Raw genomic sequence first — 20,117 nt, 5'->3', positions numbered from 1 at the left:
AATTAACTAATTAAATTTCCATTATCATCCCAAACAGCAATATCTCCTCTCTTAGATTGGTCTACACATTTTGCCAACCACTCTTTTTCATAGGCCATACCATGTGCTTTTAAAACATCTTCTGGAATTCCGTCCCAAACATTTGGTGTATTGCCTTTATATCCTAAATCTTGAAGCCCTTCTTTTGACGTAAAATAGCCTGTCATGGTTAAATTACGCATGGTAGAGAAGAATTTTTCTCCTTGCTTTAATTCTGGTGCTGTTTTTTCTGGATATGCAATTTGATCACATACGGCCAATTGTTCTGTATTTGAACATTTCTCAAATTCTTTACCATACAATCTATTACTAAAAGAATCTAACCACATAATTCCACCTCTAATAGGAGTTTTATAATTTGGTAAATCCTTCGCTATAAATTCTATAAAACTAGTAACACCAACTTCCGTGGCAGAATTAGATGAATTGGTTTTAGGTAAAATAATATCGCACAAAACTGCAATGGTCGATAATTCGTGACCATTAAAAAATTCTTCAGAATTTAATTTTTCATCGCGTTCAACTTCCTCAGGAGTTCTTCCATACAATCCATTTGCCAATGGCTTCAATGTTTCTTCACTAGAAACATCAGGAGCACATCCATTTAAAGCCAAACCTGCCGCAACAGAACCAAGTAACAATGACTTTATTGTATCTCTTCTATCCATAACTATAAATTTTGACTTTTTAATTCTTTAACGATATAATCACATGCTCTCCAAGACAAGGCTAAAATTGTCCAAGTCGGATTCTTATCTGCCTGCGACACAAATGGTCCAGCATCTACAATAAATACATTCTTCACGTCGTGTAATTGATTGTACTTATTCGTAACCGAAGTTTTTGGATCATTACCCATTCTAGTAGTTCCTACTTCATGAATAATTCTACCTGGTGCTTCTAAACCAAATTTGTTTTCGGCCGTTGGCCTACTTCCTAACACTTTCGCTCCCATTCCATCAAAAATCTCTTCAAACGAATCTTGCATATGCTCCGCTTGATTGATTTCATGTTCACTCCATTTATAGTTAAACCTTAACACCGGGATTCCCCATTCATCGACAACATCTGGATCTATTTCACAATAATTGCTTTCCATTGGAATACTCTCTCCACGTCCCGCTACACCAATAACAGATCCATAAAATTTCTTTACATCATCTCTTAATTGATCTCCATAACCTCCAACTTCTTCTCCAACATATTTATTTAAATAGTTTGGATTAAAACCGAATCCATAAGCAGGCATTCCTAGTCCACCCCAAACTTCAATATGATACCCTCTTGGGAACTTTAACTTCTTATCATTTCCCCACCATGGCGTATACACATGCATCCCTCCAACACCATCTTCATTATAGGTTTTACGATTCATTAATTCAGGAATAAACGCCATTCTATTAGCTCCAGTTGAATCATGTAAATATTTACCTACAACACCACTACTATTTCCTAAACCATCTTTATGATGTTTACTTTTAGAATTCAGTAAGATACGAGCAGAACTACATGCTGATGCCGCCAAAACAACGACCTTAGCATTTAGTTGATATTCTTTCCTGTCTTTTTTATTTATAAAAATAACACCTCTTGCTTTTCCAGCATCATCTGTTACTACTTCACGAACCATAGAATCGTTGAACAACGTAATTTGCCCGCCATTCTTTTGCGCTGGAAATATTAAACAAGAACCTGAAGAGAAATCCCCATACACACTACAAGACCTACTACATTGAGAACAGTAAAAACAAACACCTCTTTCATTGTTTATTCTTTTTGTTAAAATTGATAGCCTCGAAGGTATAACAGGAATATTTGCTTTACGCGCGCCTTTGATATAATACATCTCATGTAATCTTGGCTTAGGTGCTGGTAAAAAGAATCCATCTGGCTCATTTGGAATATTTTCTTTACTTCCAAAAACCCCAATAAGTTTATCAACTTTATCATAATATGGCTTTACATCATCATATGATATTGGCCAATTTTCTCCCAATCCATCATGGTCTTTTCTTTTAAAATCTAAAGGACCAAATCTTAAAGAAATTCTTCCCCAATGATTTGTTCTACCTCCTAACATTCTAGATCTAAACCAATCGAATTTAGTTCCTGGCTTTCTGGTATATGGCTCACCTTCTATTTCCCAACCTCCATAGGCAGCATCATAATCGCCAAAAGCTCTAGTTGTAGATGCACCACGTCTCGGAGATTCATATGGCCATTTTAATTGTGTTTGTGTTTTTGGATCTTTAGGGTCGAAAAACGGACCGGCTTCAACCACCGCGATATTCAATCCGGCTTCAGAAAGTATCTTGGTCGCCATCCCTCCTCCAGCACCTGAACCAACAATAATGGCATCAAACGTGTCTGGTGATTCTTTTATTTGCATTTTAAATAGTCGTTTTAGTTAAGTGCTTTAATTTACGGATTATATCCCTAATATTTTCTTTAATGTACCCTTGTCAATTTCTGCACCAGCGAAATCATCAAAGGTTTTTTCCGTTGCTTCAATAATATGGTCTTGGATAAACTTTGCTCCTTCTCTTGCCCCTTGCTCCGGTGATTTGATACAACACTCCCATTCCATTACAGCCCAAACATCACAACCGTATTGTGTTAATTTACTAAATATAGTTTTAAAGTCTATCTGACCATCTCCCAACGAGCGGTATCTTCCCGCTCTGTCTCCCCAATCATTAAATCCACCAAAGGCACCTTTTTTACCCGTTGGGTTAAATTCTGAATCCTTTACATGGAAGGATTTAATAAACTCATGATAATGATCTATGTAGGCTATATAATCTAATTGTTGCAACACAAAATGTGAAGGATCATATAAAATATTTACTCGTTTGTGATTATTAGTTGCTGCTAAAAATCGTTCAAATGTGTCGCCATCGTGGATATCTTCACCAGGATGCACTTCATAACAAACATCTACCCCATTTTCATCGTAAACATCCAATATAGGTTTCCAACGCTTTGCTAACTCTGCAAAGCCCATTTCTACCAAGCCGGCTGGGCGTTGAGGCCAAGGATGAGCCGTATGCCATAACAATGAGCCCGAAAAAGTTGCGTGCACATTTAATCCCAAATTTTTACTCGCTACCGCCGCTTTCTTCACAGTATCTACTGCCCATTCGGTTCTTGCTTTTGGATTGTTCTTTACAGCATCCGGTGCAAAATTATCGAACATTAAGTCGTATGCTGGATTAACCGCAACCAGTTGCCCCTGTAAATGCGTAGACAACTCTGTAATTTCCAATCCATACGAATTGATTGTCCCTTTTAGCTCATCACAATAAGTTTGACTTTCTGCAGCCTTATCTAAATCTATTAAAAAGTTTTCCCAAGTTGGAATTTGAACTCCTTTATATCCTAAATCAGCTGCCCATTTACACATTCCGTCTAAAGTGTTAAATGGTGCTTTACTGTCTACAAATTGTGCTAAAAATACCGCAGGTCCTTTTATTGTCTTCATATTATCCTTCTATTTTTACCCAAACATTTCCGTTTGCATTCGACTCTACTGTTTTCTCAATAAAACTCATTCCCCTAACTCCATCTCTCATTGTTGGGAATTCTCCTGAATTATATTCCAATCCTCGAATTGCCTTCGCAACTCCTTTATAAATATTCCCCATTGAATCAAAAATCCCTTCTGGATGTCCCGGTGGTAATTTTGTACCATCTAATGACAAATCACTATTATAAGCATGACCTGGTTTTAATACTTGCAAAGGTTTATCATCAGTTAATACATAAAGATAATTAGGATTTTCTTGTTCCCATTTTAACCCTGCTTTATCACCGTAAATGGCCAAACTTATATTATTCTCTTCACCTGTTGCAACCTGACTTGAACGCACAATCCCCTTCACATTCTCAGACATTCTAACCAATACAGACGCATCGATATCCATTTTATTATCGCTATACAAATAATTAAAATCCGCCAAAATAGTATCTACTTCTAAACCGGTTGTGAACTCAATTAAATTAAAAGCATGCACACCAATATCACCAACACAACAACTAATTCCTGCTTTTTCAGGATCCAATCTCCAAGTTGATTTACGGCTTTCTTCATCATGAATTATTGGATTGATCCACCCTTGATAATATTGAGCATCTACTTTATGAATTTTACCTAAAACACCTTCCTTAATCATTTCACGCATTTGACGTACCATTGGGTAACCCGTATAAGTATGAGTTAATGCAAATACAGTTCCTGATTTTTCTAATGAAGCCTCCAATACTTTTGCTTCTTCATAGGTTGTTGTCATAGGCTTTTCACAAATAACATTGAACCCTGATTCTATCAACTTCTTTGCCATTGGAAAATGCAAAAAGTTAGGTGTTAAAATAGACACCACTTGCATTCTCTCTTCTTCAGGAAGTTTCAATTCTTCCGCTACCATTGTATCAAAATCGGAATAAATTCTATTGGTAGGCAGACCTATTTCCTCGGCAAATCCTTTATTTTGCTCAAAATCTGGATTAAAAACCCCTCCAACAATTTGATATTGATCGAACATTGCAGATGCAACTCTATGCAATACACCGATAAGCGAATCTCCTCCACCACCAAGAACTCCAAGTCTTAATTTATTACTCATAATTTTATTTTTTATTCTGTAAATTCTATTTTTTCATTTTTAAACAATGCTAGAAAAATCATGAAAACTCCCAATGCAAATAAGGCTGGGAATAGCCAAATGTTTTTCCATATATGCGCTCCATTTTCTATTAAAAAATGATCTCCAATTTTTCCTGCAACCCAAAAACCGATTAACATTCCAACACCGTATGTTGCTAATGTTATTAATCCTTGAGCAGCACTTTTTATTTTTTCTCCCGCTTTAGAATCTGTGTAAATTTGACCTGATACAAAAAAGAAGTCATAACATATACCGTGTAACGCAATTCCAATCACAATAGTAAAGAATAAGTCACCCGAATTCCCGTATGCAAATAACAGATAACGAACGGTCCATGCCAACATACCAACTAATATCGTTTTCTTAAAACCATACCTTTTAAAGAAAAAAGGTAACAACAACATAAACAACACTTCAGACAATTGCCCCATAGAAGCCCAAAAAGTGGAATCTTCTACCGCAGATTCTGTTAAAAACAAACTAATGTTTTGATAGTAAAATGCTAAAGGAATACAAATTAAAACTGATGAAATAAAGAAGATAAAATAATTTTTATCCTTTAATAATTTTAATGCGTCTAACCCCAGCATTTCAGTAATCGTTACTTTTTCTCCTTTCGTTATTTTTGGTGGCGTTTTAGGTAAGGTAAAACTGAATATACCTAATACTAATGAAGCAATTGCCACCATTAAAAATGTATTAGACAACAAGCCTTTTTGAATACTTTCTGAAGCATCCCATTTAAATACAAGACTTATAATCCAGCCCGCCAAAATCCAGCCAATTGTTCCAAATACACGAATGAAAGGAAACTCTTTTGAAGGATCTTTCATCTGATTAAACGCCACTGAATTTACCAACGCTAATGTTGGCATATATGCGATCATATATGCTAAAATATATGGGTAAAATGTTGCAAAATCATCCGACGTATACATTAAATACATGAGCCCGGCTCCAATTAAATGCAGGACTCCTAGTATTTTTTCAGCATTAAAATACTTGTCTGCAATTAATCCAATTACAAAAGGAGCAATAATGGCACCCCAAGACTGGGTTGCATAAGCCATGGCAGATTCAGAATCTATAGCCCCCAAATTATTACTTAAAAAAGACCCAAGTGTAACAAACCATCCTCCCCAAATAAAAAATTCGAGAAACATCATTAAGGACAACTGAATCTTAATTTTAGTATTCATGAAGTTAACCTTAGGCTTTCCTTTTTTTCATATAAACATTCAACCCTACGAACAACACTATCAATATCAAAGGTAAGACGGACATTGTTCTAAGCGCTTCGTTCGCACCAGCATCATCCATAATTTTACCCATTATTGGCAAAACAATTGATACAGAAAGCATTCCTGCTCCACCCATAATAGACATTCCAAGGGCTCCTGTTTCCGGCAAATACTCCGCTACAAAACCAATCATTGTCGGCCAGAAGAACGTAACACCAACAGCAAATACTGCAGCTGCTAAAAATAACATGCCACCTGAAGTTATGGTAAGTAGCCACAAACCAATAAAAGTAAATATTGCGGAGAACAATAGCATACCAGCAGGCTGCATTTTATGAATTACAGGTCCGGCAAAAGCCCTTCCTAAAGCCATGATTCCGTTAATAAAAGCCAATACTAAGAGCGGTGCTGCCCCTGAAGTTTTCAATAAAGATTCTATTCTTTGTGTTGTCCCTAATTCTGATGCTGCAGTTAATAACATACAAAACACCATAAATAAGAATAACGGTTTTCCTACACTTTTTAACATGTCGTTATAACTAACACCCATTTCTACTCGTTCTGTAACGGGGAACTTTTGACCTAAAAACATCACCGCATAAATAATAAGCGGAATAAATAAAGTAGCAACCATTATTTGCCAACCTAATCCCATCACATCCATAATAAGGTAACCTACTAATGAGCCAATTACAATTCCACCAGGAAACCACACATGGAATCTATTTAACATCTTCACCTTATTCTTAGGATAAATAGATGCAATCATAGGATTTAATGCAGCCTCAACCATACCGTTTCCAATTCCAACAAAAAGTGTAGCTATAAATAACGAAGTCATTGATGTTGCAGTAATCGTCAACACAATTCCAATTGCATGGGTAATAAATGCAATCCAAGTAATTTTTTTTATACCTAAAGAATCAACTAAAGGACCACCAATAATCATTGCTAAGGTAAATCCCCAGAATGCTGGAGTAAATGCATAACCAATTTGCTCCAATGTAAGTCCTACCCCTTCAGGTCCAAAAACTGTTTCTAATCTTGCTCTAATAGCAAATGTCATTGAAGTTACGACCAAAGCCATACAACTGGCCAAAAACAATCTGTTTTTATTAATTCCTTCCATGTTAAAGTATTTAGTTAGTTATTTGATTAATATTCTAATCCTATTTTCAACAACAATTCTTTCGTTGCAATAATTCCTTCTTTTTCACTTAATCTATCTCCTTCGTATTCAACTCCAATAAATCCAGTATATCCGGCATCCTTTACAATTTGCAACAATTTATTGTAATCCATTTTAGTCTCATTTCCTTCAACATCAAAGTCATACGATTTAGCGCTAACACCTTTAGCGTAAGGCATTAATTCTTTCGTTCCCTTGTATCTATCATACTCAACTTTACAATCTCCTCTTGGGCTACCATCGATACAAAAGTTTCCAAAATCTGGTAAAGTACCACAATTTGACTTATTAATTTCTGCCATAACTGCTGCTAATTTTGCACCATCAGAAGAAATTCCTCCATGATTCTCTACAATTACATTGATATTCTTTTTTGCCGCAATATCAGCCAATGCACCTAAACCAATAACTGAATTTTTGTGCCATTCTTCGTCACTCAACCCTCTTGTAGGAGCCAAATTTACACGAATTGACGTACAACCCAAAGTCGCTGCAGCATCCACCCAGTAAGAGTGATTCAAAATTGCTTGATTTCTTTTCTTTTCATCTGAACTTGCTAATGGACCTTCACCATCTACCATGATTAAAACATTGGTTCTACCATGTAATTCACTACGCTTTTTTAGTTCTGTAGCTATTTTAGGGATCTCAGTTGCCTTGTCTTGATCCGCCATTCCATGCGTATATAATTGACTCACGTATTCCAAGCCTTCAATATCTAATTCTTTAGCCATTTTAGCAAACTCAAATGGATCGACTCCATCATTTCTGAATGCTCTATGATATGACCATTGCGCTAATGAAATTTTTAATTCTTTTTTCTCAGGAGTACAAGAACTAAACATTGCTGTACTTAAAAACACTATTAAGAATAATTTTGATAAAAACTGTACTTTTTTCATTTACTTATAATTTACTGATTGATTTTAATTTAATGAATCGTCTTTGATTCTAATTTGAAGTGAAAGTCTATTTTTTAACCTTGCAAATCTAGGTCAAGATAAAAAATCAATACAGGAACGCTGTCTATTTTTTACCAGTGAAAGAATTTATACAAAAAACAAAGAATGAATTGTGATAAAATCAATATCTATCTCTATAAATGAAGAAAATTTAATCGAATTCTACCAAATGATTACTTCTAAACTCTAAAGGAGTACATTTTTCATGACGCTTAAACACAGTCGAAAAGTATTGACCAGTTGCAAACCCACAACTATATGCCACCTCAGTTATACTTAAATTTGGATTTTCAAGTAATAGAGATTTGGACATCTCAACTCTTTTCATAGCCAAAAAACGCATTGGCGTAAGATTCGTCAACTTCTTACAATGATGCGTAAACCGTGTCAATCCTACTCCAGCCGAAGCTGCCATTTTTTCAATTGTCCAACTGTCTGATAAGCGTGTTTCCAACTCATTCAAAAACAACTGCACACTTCTAGAACTATCCACTAACGACTCGTTTAAAACTATTTCATCTTCTTCTAACAATTGTAATAAACACAATAGCAAGTCATTAATTATGAGTCTAATTTTAGAGTCATTAGAACCGTTAACGTCAGTATCCACAACTTTTCCTAATCTTTGAAAACATGAGGCTATTTTATTGTTTGCTTTCCACAGCCATTTGTCATCGTGCCTTAACAATGTTGTTAATCTGTTCAAGTCTTTTTTAGTCAGCAAAATCCAGTCTGGCCATGTCCAATTTTGATGTGGCCTTCTAACGTCCAAATCAATAATAACCCAGTAAAACTTCCCCATCCCTATAGAAGGATCTCCGACCTTATGCGCCTCCCAAGGCCTTGTCACCGTTAAATAATTCGGTAGCAATTTAAGTGTTTTATCGCCTTGAGAATACGGCATAGAACCCGACTCTAAATAATGCACCTCAATACCTTCATTACGATGCCAATCTAAGCCCCAATCTTGAGGCTCATCTGCATCCCAATATCCTATAGAACTTAACCCCTTAGTGTCTTCGGACAAGCGGTCTCCTGGATAAGTATATCTAGCCAATGCTTTAAACTTTAATTTTTTTCTTGAAACGGCATCAATTAAAGGCAAACAGGTATCTGCATGATAGACAATATCATCTTCTATATAAGGCTGTATTTTTTGTATATTTATTTTCACTGAAATATTTTGAACAAAAAGCAGCCGCAAATTAACTATTTTGCCCATACTTAAAGAGTTATTTAACATTCATTTTTATGATTCTGCATAAATAATTCTTTACCTTTTAAATTTTAACAATTATATATGACTACAAATTCAAAAATACAGACGAACGAACTGTATGATGCCATTGTTATTGGATCTGGAATATCAGGAGGATGGGCAGCAAAAGAATTATGCGAAGGAGGACTAAAAACTTTGGTTCTTGAGAGAGGACGTATGGTTAAGCACATTGAAGGTTACCCTACCATGAATATGGACCCATGGGATTTTGATAACAGAGGTGAGAAAACCAAAAGAATTAAAGAACGCAAAGCAAAACAGGATAGAACTGGATATACAACAAGTCCGGCATCTGAACATTTTTTTGTAGATGATATTGACCATCCATATAATGAGACAAAACGTTTTGATTGGATGCGTGGATATCATGTAGGAGGTCGTTCCATTACATGGGGTAGACATTGCTATAGATGGAGTGCGAGAGACTTTGAAGAAAACAAACGTGATGGAAATGGTGTAGATTGGCCTATCCGCTACAATGATATTGCTCCGTGGTATGACAAAGTTGAAGAGTACATTGGAATTCAAGGAGAAAATATGGATATAGATCCACTACCAAATGGAAAATACTCACCCCCTTTCGGGTTCAATTGTGTAGAAGAATTCTTAGCCGAAAAAGTAGCAGAGTCTTTTGATGATGGTAGGGTAATTGCGCATGCAAGAACCGCACATATTACTGGAGAAAAAAAACACGAAGGAAGAGATAAATGTCAATTTAGAAATAGATGTATCAGAGGTTGTCCTTTTGGAGGCTATTTTAGCAGTTTATCTTCTACACTTCCAGCAGCAAAAAAAACTGGAAATATGGTTCTAAGACCAAATTCCATTGTTCATGAAATCGTTTATGATGACAAAACAAAATTAGCAACTGGAGTTAAAGTGATAGATGCAAATACCAAAGAAGCCACAGTTTACAATGCAAAAATAATTTTCAGTTGTGCATCCGCAATTGCTACCGCTTCAATTTTAATGCAATCAAAATCTGAAAGATTTCCGAATGGATTAGGAAATGATAGTGGAGAATTAGGCCATAATATAATGGACCATCACTTATCTGTTGGTGCAAGTGCTCAAGTTGAAGGATATGAAGAACAGTATTATAAAGGTCGTAAACCTGCCGGATTCTATATTCCTAGATTCAGAAATTTAGGAGGAGATACAGACCGAAAAGACTATGTACGTGGATTTGGCTACCAAGGGGGTGCAAGTAGATCTAACTGGCAAAGGGGAGTAGCAGAATTGAGTTACGGAAAAGACCTAAAAGACGAATTAATGAAGCCAGGATCTTGGAGTATTGGAATGAGAGGGTTTGGAGAATGTTTACCTTACCATGAAAATAAAATGACTCTGGATTATGACAATTTAGACCAATGGGGCTTACCAACGGTTACTTTTGACGTTGAATTCAAAGAAAATGAAAAGAAAATGAAAAAGGACATTCAAGAAGAAGCGATAGCAATGTTAAAAGCTGCTGGTTTTAAAAATGTTCGAGGTAACGACAATCCTAACATGTTCTTTCCAGGATTAGGAATTCATGAAATGGGAACTGCAAGAATGGGACGTGACCCTAAAACTTCTGTTTTAAATGGGAATAATCAAGTTCATACTGTAAAAAATGTATATGTTACAGATGGAGCATGTATGACTTCTGCAGCATGTCAAAACCCTTCATTAACTTATATGGCACTTACAGCAAGAGCTGCTAAACATGCTATTAAACAATTAAAAAATAATAAATTTAACAATGCATAATTATGGATAGAAGAGCCGCCCTAAAAAACATGTCGTTAACACTAGGATATGCTGTTGCAACGCCTACTATATTGAGTGTACTTCAATCCTGTACTTCGGACGCAGCGACATGGACGCCTGTATTTTTTACAAAAACTGAAGGATACATAATCACACAATTAGCCGATATAATACTGCCAAAAACGGACACTGCAGGTGCCCTTGATGTATTTGTGCCAGAATTTATGGATAAAATGTTTGATGAAATATTAGGTGATAATGAGAAAGTTGCTATGAAAGAAGGCGCTTCAACTTTTGCTACAGAATTTAATTCAGTGTTTGGAAAAGATGCTTCCGAAGGAACAAAAGGTGAATATGAAACTATTTTAGCAACCTATTTTGATATTTCTGATGACAAACAGAAAGAAGTATTTAGAGTTTTAAGAGAAGATAAATCAAAATTAAGTGGCACAAAATTAAACACGTATTTGATTTATTCATTTTTAACACAGACAAGACGTTTTACACTCTATGGCTATTACACATCAGAGCATGTAGGTGAAAATATTTTAAATTATGATCCAATACCAGGAAGGTACGATGCTTGTATTCCTTTAGAAGAAGCAGGAAACGGAAATGCCTGGTCATTGTAATAATTTAATCTAAGTTTAATAAAAAAGCCAAATCTTTAAGATTTGGCTTTTTTATTAAACAATGTTTTTACTCTTAGTTAATTTTAATCGTTTGCACTAAATCTTCATTTTTAACTGCAATAATATAATTAGACTCATCAACGGAAATAATTCCAGCATCCTTCACATCTCCTGGAATAAACAATCCACTTTCTGTTGCGCTCATTGCATTAAAGTTACCAGATCCATCTCCTATCAAAAGTTGACCAACGCTTGCATCATTTCTAGTAGTTTCAATTTCTGACACATGTAAATTCCCTACCAACACAGCATCAAGGTTTCCATCATTATTATAATCATCTACCAAAATCTGGTTCACACTTGAAACCTGAGCCTCGTTTGGTAGTTTATGTATTATAAATTTTCCATCTTTATTTTCTAGGTAAATACTGGCAAAAGATTTTACTTGATAATGAACTGATTTTTTCAGGTCTTGTTCTGTATAAATATCAACTAGGGTTGCTTCAGAAAAACTTTCGTAATTCTTATATTTTGTTTTTATAGCTGGAATTTGTTGCGATGAACATTCTCTTCCCCTTACAGGAAACTGCTCTCCTTCGTTATAATAACTCAAGACAATATCGCTTTTCTCATCCTTGTCAAAATCATTAATAAAAATATCAAAAGTCTCTTCTTCCGTAGCCTGGTATTTATAATTTAATCCGTTATTTCCAACAATATAATCCATGTCACCATCATTATCAAAATCTCCTTCTTGAATACTCCACCACCAACTAGTTGAATCGTTTGTTAGTCCCATTTTCTCAGAAACCTCGGTAAATACCCCTTCATTATTTTGAAAAACTCTAATAGGCATCCATTCTCCAACTACAATTATATCTTTCCAAGAATCATTATTAAAGTCCGTAATAATAGCACTTGTTGCCATTCCTAAATTGGTAAATTCATTGATTGCTTTATCCGTTACATTTTCAAACTTTACTACACCATTTTCTGATTTGTTGAATAATATATATGAGTTAGCAGGAGAGGGATAATTTTTAGGAACCTGTCTGCCTAGCACTACCAAATCTAACTTTCCGTCTTTATTCAAATCTTCTGAATAAACTCTAGATCCACTTGCTATCATTTCGGGTAATACATTTTCTGATAATGTCAAATTCCCATTTCCATCATTAATATATAAACGGTCTTGCAACCATTTTGAATTTGGTTCAAACTCATAACCTCCACTCACAACATACAAATCATTATCCCCATCATTGTCGGCATCAAAAATCGTAGCGCCAACATCTTCACTTAATAATGTTTGTTCAAAATCAGAGATTTCTTTTTTCTCAAAACCTTTATTTTCTTGTAAATAAACAGCCCCTACATAATTTGAAGAACCTCCAACAAAGTAATCATCTTTACCATCTCCGTTTAGATCTCCAATGGCCAATGCAGGTCCAAAATGAGACATTTTATGTGGTAGCAATACTTGATCTATGAAATCATCATAATAATTCTCAACATGCTTGTGCTCTGGGAATGCTATTGCGCTATTTTCAGAGAATATTTTATTCTTAGTTGAAGCCTTCTCCATAATAGAAACGGCATCCTCATATTTTAAAGTTAGTTTTTGGTTTATCGAAAGGTTTTCTAACACTTGCGTCTTTCCATCAGTCCAAACTACTTTTAGTTTGTTAATTGAACTTGATTGTCCTAAGCCAAAATGTAGTTCGGGCGCTACTGACGACTGGAACCCTCTAGTTAAAGTTAACTCTTGCATCTGAGTTTCATCTTCAGTCAAAACATAAACACGATTACCTAACCCCATTCTATTTCCTTTAATCCCATCAAAATCTATTGTAATGTAATTCGATGTTTCTGAACTAGAATTTTGGAATACTGTAGCGTGGTCATCAATATTATTAAGAACTATTTCCAAATCTCCATCGTTATCTAAATCTGCATATACAACCCCATTAGAAAAACCTGGATATTCTATTCCCCATTCCTTATTTACTTGTTCAAATTTTAGATCTCCTGTATTTTTGTAGACGAAATTATCAATTTTTTCAGAAGGTATCTCTAAACTTTTCTTTAGTAAATCAGCTTTAGACAGTTTTAATTTCTGCATTTCAATAAAGAAATCACGATTGTTTATTTCTCTTCTTGTACCGTTAGAAATAAATATATCTTTTAATCCATCATTGTCTAAATCTGCAAATAATGGACCCCAACTCCAATCCGTAGAAGATAAGCCTCCAATTCTTGAAACATCACTAAAATCTGGAAGATTATCATTCAAAATTCCATTATTAACTTGTAAGTTATTTTGCATGTATTGATAATGAAAACCGGAATTCACTGTTCCCCAAAATAATTTCGGGTTCATACTTGCCATATTTGCTTTTTGACGACGGTTGTTTTTCGCCATCATATCTACTTGAATTATGTCTAAAAGTTGATCGTTATTATAATCTGCAATATCAACTCCCATTCCATAAAAAGCAGTGTGTTTTGTTGTCTTTTTTACTTGCTCGGAAAACGTACCATCCTGATTATTAAAAAACATATAATCTGGAGAACTGAAATCATTAGAAACATAAATATCTGGCCATCCATCATTATTTAGATCACCTATTGTACAACTTAATGACAATCCGAAAGTTCTTAAACCTGCTTCGTCTGTAACATCAATAAATTTATTTCCATCATTCCTAAACAATTTATCTGTTTCAACATCTTTTGGATCAGACATTTTAGTCCTGTAATAACTGTTAGGTGCATTAAAATGTGTTGGAGGATAGTTAGACAGGTATACGTCTAAATCTCCATCTAAATCATAATCAAAGAAACTTGCCTGAACGCTGTTTCCTACATCTGCCAAACCATATTCTACTGCCTTCTCTGAAAAGGTTAAATCGCCATTATTTATATATAGCAAATTTTCTTTTGGGCCGAACTTACCACCAACAGAACAATAGATATCTAAAAAACCATCGTCATTTACATCGGCCATAGTTACCCCTGTAAACCATCTACCATCTCCTTGAATTTTCGCAGCATCCGTTATATCTTCAAACTTTAAATTTCCCTTATTCAAATACAATTTATTCTCCACCATATTTCCGGTAAAAAACAAATCCTTTAAACCGTCATTATTTACGTCTCCAACTGAGACTCCTCCACCCATATACATATAGGCATACGTCAAATAATTTAAAGAATCATTTTCCACTAAATTATTTTTAAAGTCAATCCCACTAAATGCGGGATCTATTTTTTTAAAGATCGCATCACCTTCTTTTTTATCGACTGAACATGAAAATAAAAAAAGGAATGTACAAAGGGATAAAATCAGATTTTTCATTAAAAAAGAGTAATAATATTATGGGTATAAAAGTAAAAAAAAACGGGGCAAAAATATGCCCCGTCCTTCAATATTTAGTCATTAATTCAAATTAGTAACCAGGGTTTTGTGTCAAAATTCCGCCACTTAAATCAATTGCAGAAATTGGAATTGGAAATAAATCAAACGTAGAAGTATACGCATTTACTTTTGTTCCAAAATTTGTAATTGTACGAGCTTCATTAGTGAAGTAATCATTCATATGCTGAACTGAGTTACCCCATCTTCTGATATCGAATAATCTATGACCTTCCATACCTAATTCTATACGACGCTCAAAACGAACTGCTTTTCTTGCAAAGTCTGCATCTGGGAATGAAGCATATGGTTGAATAACATAAGTTGCCGCATCACCAGAACCATCAGTTGCCTGCATGTAGTTCGAGTTCTTAGCTCTTTCTCTAACTCTATTTACATAAGTTAAGGCGTTAGCTAAACTTCCTCCTGATTCAACTTCTGCTTCTGCTGCCATTAACAATACATCCGCATAACGCATAATGTGGTAGTTAATACCAGATAATTGTTGTCCCCAACCACCTGTTGCTTGGTTATCTGATTCTCCATCCCAATACACATTTTTCTTTGGTAAATAAGGTCCAGAAATATCAGAGAATCCTGCTCTAATCCAATCTTTTCCAATATGCTCACCATATCCGTTGTAGTCAATTCCTCTACGACCAACTGTATAATCAGCACGTGGATCTAAGTTTCCTGCAAATGGTGTAAACGTTTCATCACTGTTAATTCCATAATCACTAGTTACATCCGTTTGATTATAAGTATCTAATAAAGGTGTACCTCCAGCAGTCGTTTGAAATGCATTTAGTAAATCCTGTGTTGGCTGATAGAACCCACAACAAGAACCGAATGGCCCTGGGTTAGGGAAGTTCAATGCCCCACCTGAATTACCATTATAAGATTGTCCAGAATCGGCAGCAAACTGAATAGAGAAAATAGACTCAGTACTGTTATCTCCAGCCAATCTAAAGTTATCTACATAGTCTGGCATTAAAGAATAAGGACCTAAATTAATCACAGTCTCTAAATACGTTAAAGCATCTGTCCATTCTTGTTGATACAAGTGTGCTTTTCCTAAAAAGGCCGTAGCTGTCCAAGTAGTTGGTCTACCGTACACATCTTGAGTATCTGGTAAATTATCTAAAGCATATTTAAAATCCGCCTCAATCTGATCCCAAATTGGTCCAGGGTTTGGTTGATTAAATTCTGTAGCAGCATAATTTTCATCTGAAATATAAGGTACATTACCCCAAGCCTTTTGTAACTCAAAGTTAAAATGTCCTCTTAAGAATCTTGCTTCTGCTAATTGAGCAGAAAAATCTCCTTCTTCAATAGTTGCAATTAACGCAATTACGGCATTTGCTCTATTGATACCAGCGAAAATTACTCCCCACTTACCATAGAAATATCCATTACCAGTTGCCCAGTTGAATAATTCAACTTCTTTTAAATCTGCTTGATCATCATCTGTAGACCCTTTGTGAGCATCATCAGAAACGACATCATAAATCCAGTTATCTCCAGAAACAGACCAGCCATTTCCAAATCCATTCGCTCTTTGGCCATCTAAAGTTGAATACGCACCAGTTAATAATAAATTAACTCCGGTTTCATTTTTAAGAGCCTCATCACTCAATGCTCCAACTGCTGGAGACTGAGTAAATTCATCGCTACATGCTAAAACTCCGAAAAGCAATGCAACATATATTAATCCTTTTTTCATTTTTTAAAATTTAATATTAGCACCTAAAGTAAATATTTGAGAGTTTGGATATAAACGACTGTCTACACCTAAACTTAAATTGTCATAAGCAACAACTTCTGGGTCAAAACCGCTATAATCAGTAATTGTAAACAAGTTTGTAGCCTGTACATAAAAACGAATAGACTCTGAACTTATTTTTCCTGAAATATTTTCAGGTAATGTATATCCAATTTGCAAGTTCTTTAATCTAAAGTAAGATCCATCTTCAACAAAATATGAATTCGAAGAAGACTCTTCTAATGGATAAGAAGATGTTAATGCTGGAATATTTGTATTCGTATTTGAAGGTGTCCATGCATCTAACACTCTAGTACTTCTGTTTCCTTTAAAGAAATATCCGAAATCTGTAAATACTTTATTGTAGTTATAGATATCATTTCCTTGAGACCCTGTAAAGAATAACTGTGCATCAAATCCTTTGTATGCTAAATTAGCATTTAATCCATATGTAAAATCTGGATGTGGAGAACCTATATTTGTTCTATCATCATCATTTACAACACCGTCACCGTTTACATCAACAAATTCCATTCTTCCGTTTGAATCTAATCCAGCAACTTGACGTCCGTAGAAATAAGACATTTCTCCTCCTACTTCAGTTCTTGTTACTGCTCCGTTTCTAAGATCTCCTCTACCCGCAACTGGTGCACCGTCGATCAACGCAGTAACTTCATTCTTGTAACTAGAGATATTTGCACTAAGGTTATAAGAGAATCCTCCATCGGTTTCATCTCCATAGCTAAGCGCTAAATCGAAACCTGTGTTTTTAACATCTCCTAAATTCACCAATGGCGCTCCAGCATCAATAGCTGTAGAATTAATTAGTCCAAAATCTCTTGTAATAAGGTCCTTTGTTTTAATTTGGTAGAACTCTAAACCAACTCCAATTTTACTATCTAACATAGATAAATCTACACCAAAGTTTGTAGCAACAGATGTTTCCCAAACTAAATCAGGGTTACCAACTTGTGATAACAATGCTCCAGTAGCGATACTACTAGCATTTCCATTAAATGCATAATTCGCTAAGCCTTCATTCAAACTTGAGATATTAATTGTAGGGTTACTTGCTGGTAACGTTTGGTTACCTAATTCTCCCCAAGAAGCTTTTACTTTTATTCTTCCAACGAAAGCATCTTCTGGATAAAAGTCTTCCTTACTCAATACCCAACCTCCACTAAATGATGGGAAGATATCTGATTGATTGTCTCCTTTAAATCTAGAAGAAGTATCTCTACGCAATGTTCCTGTAAAGTAATATTTATCTTTATAAGAATAGTTTGCAGTACCAAAGATTGACCAAAGTGAATCCCATCCTGCATATGCATAATCTACGTTAGGAGCACCTGAACCATTATTTAATAAATAAAAGTCTGGATCTTCAAATAAATATCCTGTTCTCGAAACTCCTTTTCCTTTACTTTCATTTTTTAAAGCTTCTATACCGATCAAAGCATTAATTGAGTGATCTCCGAATGACTTATTGTAGTTTAAAGTATTAGTCCAAGCCCAGTTCCAAGCAGTTTGATCTTGCTCAGCTAATGTGTTTGTAGAAATTGGCTCACCATGCTCAGGATCTAAATACGTAAATGCTCTACTATCAAAAGTATTAAATCCACCCGCCAACGTTGTTTTAAATGTTAACTCATCTAAAATATCGTAAGAAAGGTAAACATCTCCAAATACTGCATAACGCTTGTTATAGTTATCTTTAGATCTGTATAATTGCGCTGCTGGGTTTCTTGTGTTTCCAAGGTCCGGGGCTGCAACACCCGTAAAATTACCATCGTCATCTCTAACTGGCAAAAGAGGTGTCATTCTGAAAGAATTTTCAATCGCTTCACCAGAACCGCTTAAAGTATTAGAATAAGAAATATTGATATGCTCTCCAATTCTTAATTTTTCTTTCACTTTAAATTCTGAATTCAAACGCGTACTTGCTCTTTCAAATCCAGTATGATTCATAACACCATCTCTATTTAAATAAGAAACAGACATGAAATATTTACCAGACTCATTACCGTTTTGAACAGACAATGAAACATTAGAAGTTGGTGCTGTTCTAGTAATAGCATCTAACCAATCAGTTCCATTTGCTTCAGTTGTTGCATTAAAAGCATCACTAAATACAATAGGGTCGTAAGAAACAACTCTTCTATATCCTAAAATTGAAGAAGGAACTGTATAATTACCTGTTCCTGATGGATCGTACTGACCATGTGTAGTATCTACACCATCATTTAAATAACTTTGTAGTAATACATCAGCATGTTGTTGTGCATTTAAAACACTTGGAGAGTTTGCTATTTCAGAAAAACCAGTATACATATCTAAAGAAACCTTTGCTGATGCCATATTGTAGCCACCACCTTTAGTCGTAATTACAACAACACCATTACTTGCTCGTGCTCCATAAATAGCCGCTGCCCCATCCTTTAAAACGTTCATCTGCTCAATATCAGCAGGGTTAATGTTATTTAAAGTGTTTGGGTCATCCGTTTGAACACCATCAATAATATACAATGGGTTTGTATTGTTACTAGTACCAAAACCACGAATATTAATCTTTGGTGCTGAACCTGGAGAACCATTTGTTACAACAGTTACACCAGTTACCCTACCTTGTAACGCCTCTGCAGCATTCACGGTTGGTGCTTGTAAAGCCTCTTCCATGTCTACTGAAGCAACAGATCCTGTTACATCTCCTCTAGTTTGAGCAGTATATCCAAATACTACCACCTCATCTAATTCATTTGCGTCTTCCGCTAATGTTACGTTAATAACTGATTGCCCAGCTACATTAATTTCTTGGGTTAGATACCCCAAAAAACTAACAACTAATACTGCGTCCGATGCTACATTATCCAATGTAAAATTCCCATCAAAATCAGCATCTACTCCGTTCGTGGTTCCTTTAACCACAATGTTTGCTCCTGGTAGCGGACCGTTAGCGTCCGAAATTGTACCAGTAACAGTTTGCGCAAATATGACACTACCAGTGAGCATAATTGCAACAAAAAACATTTTCTTTAGTAAATTGTTTTTCATACTTAGTTAATTTTAATTAATTTTTTAGTTAAAAAAATTGACTTGAAATCATTTAAACACAATTTAAGTTAACTTTCAAAGGCCAAGGTATTGGTACAATCCCATAAACGACAAAATCCTCCGACATAAGC

13 protein-coding genes are annotated in these 20,117 nt (G+C 35.1%); 2 read left to right on the top strand and 11 right to left on the bottom strand.

What is annotated here, in order from left to right:
- Positions 1 to 2: 2 nt before the first annotated feature.
- From RM519_RS10055 to RM519_RS10020, 8 genes are all read right to left on the bottom strand, one after another.
- The gene (locus RM519_RS10055; protein WP_311593667.1) at positions 3 to 707 is read right to left on the bottom strand and encodes a gluconate 2-dehydrogenase subunit 3 family protein; all 705 of its coding nucleotides are present in this window, start codon (positions 705 to 707) and stop codon (positions 3 to 5) included.
- Between the two features lie 2 nt (positions 708 to 709).
- A complete protein-coding gene (locus tag RM519_RS10050) occupies positions 710 to 2,428 on the bottom strand; it encodes a GMC family oxidoreductase (protein WP_311593665.1) in 1,719 nt (572 codons plus the stop codon).
- 39 nt (positions 2,429 to 2,467) lie between these two features.
- Complete coding sequence (locus tag RM519_RS10045; RefSeq protein ID WP_311593663.1) at positions 2,468 to 3,520, bottom strand: sugar phosphate isomerase/epimerase family protein; 1,053 nt, start codon at positions 3,518 to 3,520, stop codon at positions 2,468 to 2,470.
- Between the two features lies 1 nt (position 3,521).
- Positions 3,522 to 4,661: a Gfo/Idh/MocA family protein gene (locus RM519_RS10040; protein ID WP_311593662.1), complete on the bottom strand. Its 1,140-nt coding sequence runs from the start codon at positions 4,659 to 4,661 to the stop codon at positions 3,522 to 3,524.
- 11 nt (positions 4,662 to 4,672) lie between these two features.
- Complete coding sequence (locus RM519_RS10035) at positions 4,673 to 5,902, bottom strand: nucleoside permease (protein ID WP_311593660.1); 1,230 nt, start codon at positions 5,900 to 5,902, stop codon at positions 4,673 to 4,675.
- A 10-nt stretch (positions 5,903 to 5,912) separates the two neighbouring features.
- A complete protein-coding gene (locus tag RM519_RS10030) occupies positions 5,913 to 7,073 on the bottom strand; it encodes an MFS transporter (RefSeq protein WP_311593658.1) in 1,161 nt (386 codons plus the stop codon).
- Positions 7,074 to 7,099: 26 nt separating this feature from the next.
- Positions 7,100 to 8,035 (bottom strand): sugar phosphate isomerase/epimerase family protein, encoded by a 936-nt coding sequence (locus RM519_RS10025; RefSeq protein WP_311593656.1) that lies wholly within the window; start codon positions 8,033 to 8,035, stop codon positions 7,100 to 7,102.
- Positions 8,036 to 8,246: 211 nt separating this feature from the next.
- Positions 8,247 to 9,269 (bottom strand): helix-turn-helix transcriptional regulator, encoded by a 1,023-nt coding sequence (locus RM519_RS10020; protein ID WP_311593654.1) that lies wholly within the window; start codon positions 9,267 to 9,269, stop codon positions 8,247 to 8,249.
- A gap of 126 nt (positions 9,270 to 9,395) precedes the next feature.
- Between RM519_RS10020 and RM519_RS10015 the strand changes: the two genes are divergently transcribed.
- Both RM519_RS10015 and RM519_RS10010 read left to right on the top strand, forming a co-directional pair.
- A complete protein-coding gene (locus tag RM519_RS10015) occupies positions 9,396 to 11,126 on the top strand; it encodes a GMC oxidoreductase (RefSeq protein ID WP_311593653.1) in 1,731 nt (576 codons plus the stop codon).
- Between the two features lie 2 nt (positions 11,127 to 11,128).
- Positions 11,129 to 11,758 carry a gluconate 2-dehydrogenase subunit 3 family protein gene (locus RM519_RS10010; protein WP_311593651.1) on the top strand — a complete coding sequence of 210 codons (630 nt, stop codon included), beginning with the start codon at positions 11,129 to 11,131 and terminating at the stop codon, positions 11,756 to 11,758.
- A gap of 73 nt (positions 11,759 to 11,831) precedes the next feature.
- Here the strand turns inward: RM519_RS10010 and RM519_RS10005 are convergent, their stop codons facing one another.
- The 3 genes from RM519_RS10005 to RM519_RS09995 form a co-directional block, all read right to left on the bottom strand.
- Complete coding sequence (locus tag RM519_RS10005) at positions 11,832 to 15,116, bottom strand: VCBS repeat-containing protein (protein WP_311593649.1); 3,285 nt, start codon at positions 15,114 to 15,116, stop codon at positions 11,832 to 11,834.
- Positions 15,117 to 15,207: 91 nt separating this feature from the next.
- On the bottom strand, positions 15,208 to 16,896 hold the full coding sequence (locus RM519_RS10000; RefSeq protein ID WP_311593647.1) for a RagB/SusD family nutrient uptake outer membrane protein: 1,689 nt from the start codon (positions 16,894 to 16,896) through the stop codon (positions 15,208 to 15,210).
- A gap of 3 nt (positions 16,897 to 16,899) precedes the next feature.
- Positions 16,900 to 19,986: a SusC/RagA family TonB-linked outer membrane protein gene (locus tag RM519_RS09995; RefSeq protein WP_311593645.1), complete on the bottom strand. Its 3,087-nt coding sequence runs from the start codon at positions 19,984 to 19,986 to the stop codon at positions 16,900 to 16,902.
- Positions 19,987 to 20,117: the final 131 nt, after the last annotated feature.

The sequence above is a fragment of the Urechidicola vernalis genome (assembly GCF_031846385.1).
In the GTDB taxonomy this organism is placed as follows: Bacteria; Bacteroidota; Bacteroidia; order Flavobacteriales; family Flavobacteriaceae; genus Urechidicola; species Urechidicola vernalis.
The sequence above is the reverse complement of the archived record's forward strand: the minus strand, read 5'-3'. Positions and strand labels throughout refer to the sequence as shown.

What these genes read in the sequence shown, in the direction of transcription:
- RM519_RS10055 (WP_311593667.1), bottom strand. Translation starts at nt 707, where the DNA reads ATGGATAGAAGAGATACAATAAAGTCATTGTTACTTGGTTCTGTTGCG.
- RM519_RS10050 (WP_311593665.1), bottom strand. Translation starts at nt 2,428, where the DNA reads ATGCAAATAAAAGAATCACCAGACACGTTTGATGCCATTATTGTTGGT.
- RM519_RS10045 (WP_311593663.1), bottom strand. Translation starts at nt 3,520, where the DNA reads ATGAAGACAATAAAAGGACCTGCGGTATTTTTAGCACAATTTGTAGAC.
- RM519_RS10040 (WP_311593662.1), bottom strand. Translation starts at nt 4,661, where the DNA reads ATGAGTAATAAATTAAGACTTGGAGTTCTTGGTGGTGGAGGAGATTCG.
- RM519_RS10035 (WP_311593660.1), bottom strand. Translation starts at nt 5,902, where the DNA reads ATGAATACTAAAATTAAGATTCAGTTGTCCTTAATGATGTTTCTCGAA.
- RM519_RS10030 (WP_311593658.1), bottom strand. Translation starts at nt 7,073, where the DNA reads ATGGAAGGAATTAATAAAAACAGATTGTTTTTGGCCAGTTGTATGGCT.
- RM519_RS10025 (WP_311593656.1), bottom strand. Translation starts at nt 8,035, where the DNA reads ATGAAAAAAGTACAGTTTTTATCAAAATTATTCTTAATAGTGTTTTTA.
- RM519_RS10015 (WP_311593653.1), top strand. Translation starts at nt 9,396, where the DNA reads ATGACTACAAATTCAAAAATACAGACGAACGAACTGTATGATGCCATT.
- RM519_RS10010 (WP_311593651.1), top strand. Translation starts at nt 11,129, where the DNA reads ATGGATAGAAGAGCCGCCCTAAAAAACATGTCGTTAACACTAGGATAT.
- RM519_RS10005 (WP_311593649.1), bottom strand. Translation starts at nt 15,116, where the DNA reads ATGAAAAATCTGATTTTATCCCTTTGTACATTCCTTTTTTTATTTTCA.
- RM519_RS10000 (WP_311593647.1), bottom strand. Translation starts at nt 16,896, where the DNA reads ATGAAAAAAGGATTAATATATGTTGCATTGCTTTTCGGAGTTTTAGCA.
- RM519_RS09995 (WP_311593645.1), bottom strand. Translation starts at nt 19,986, where the DNA reads ATGAAAAACAATTTACTAAAGAAAATGTTTTTTGTTGCAATTATGCTC.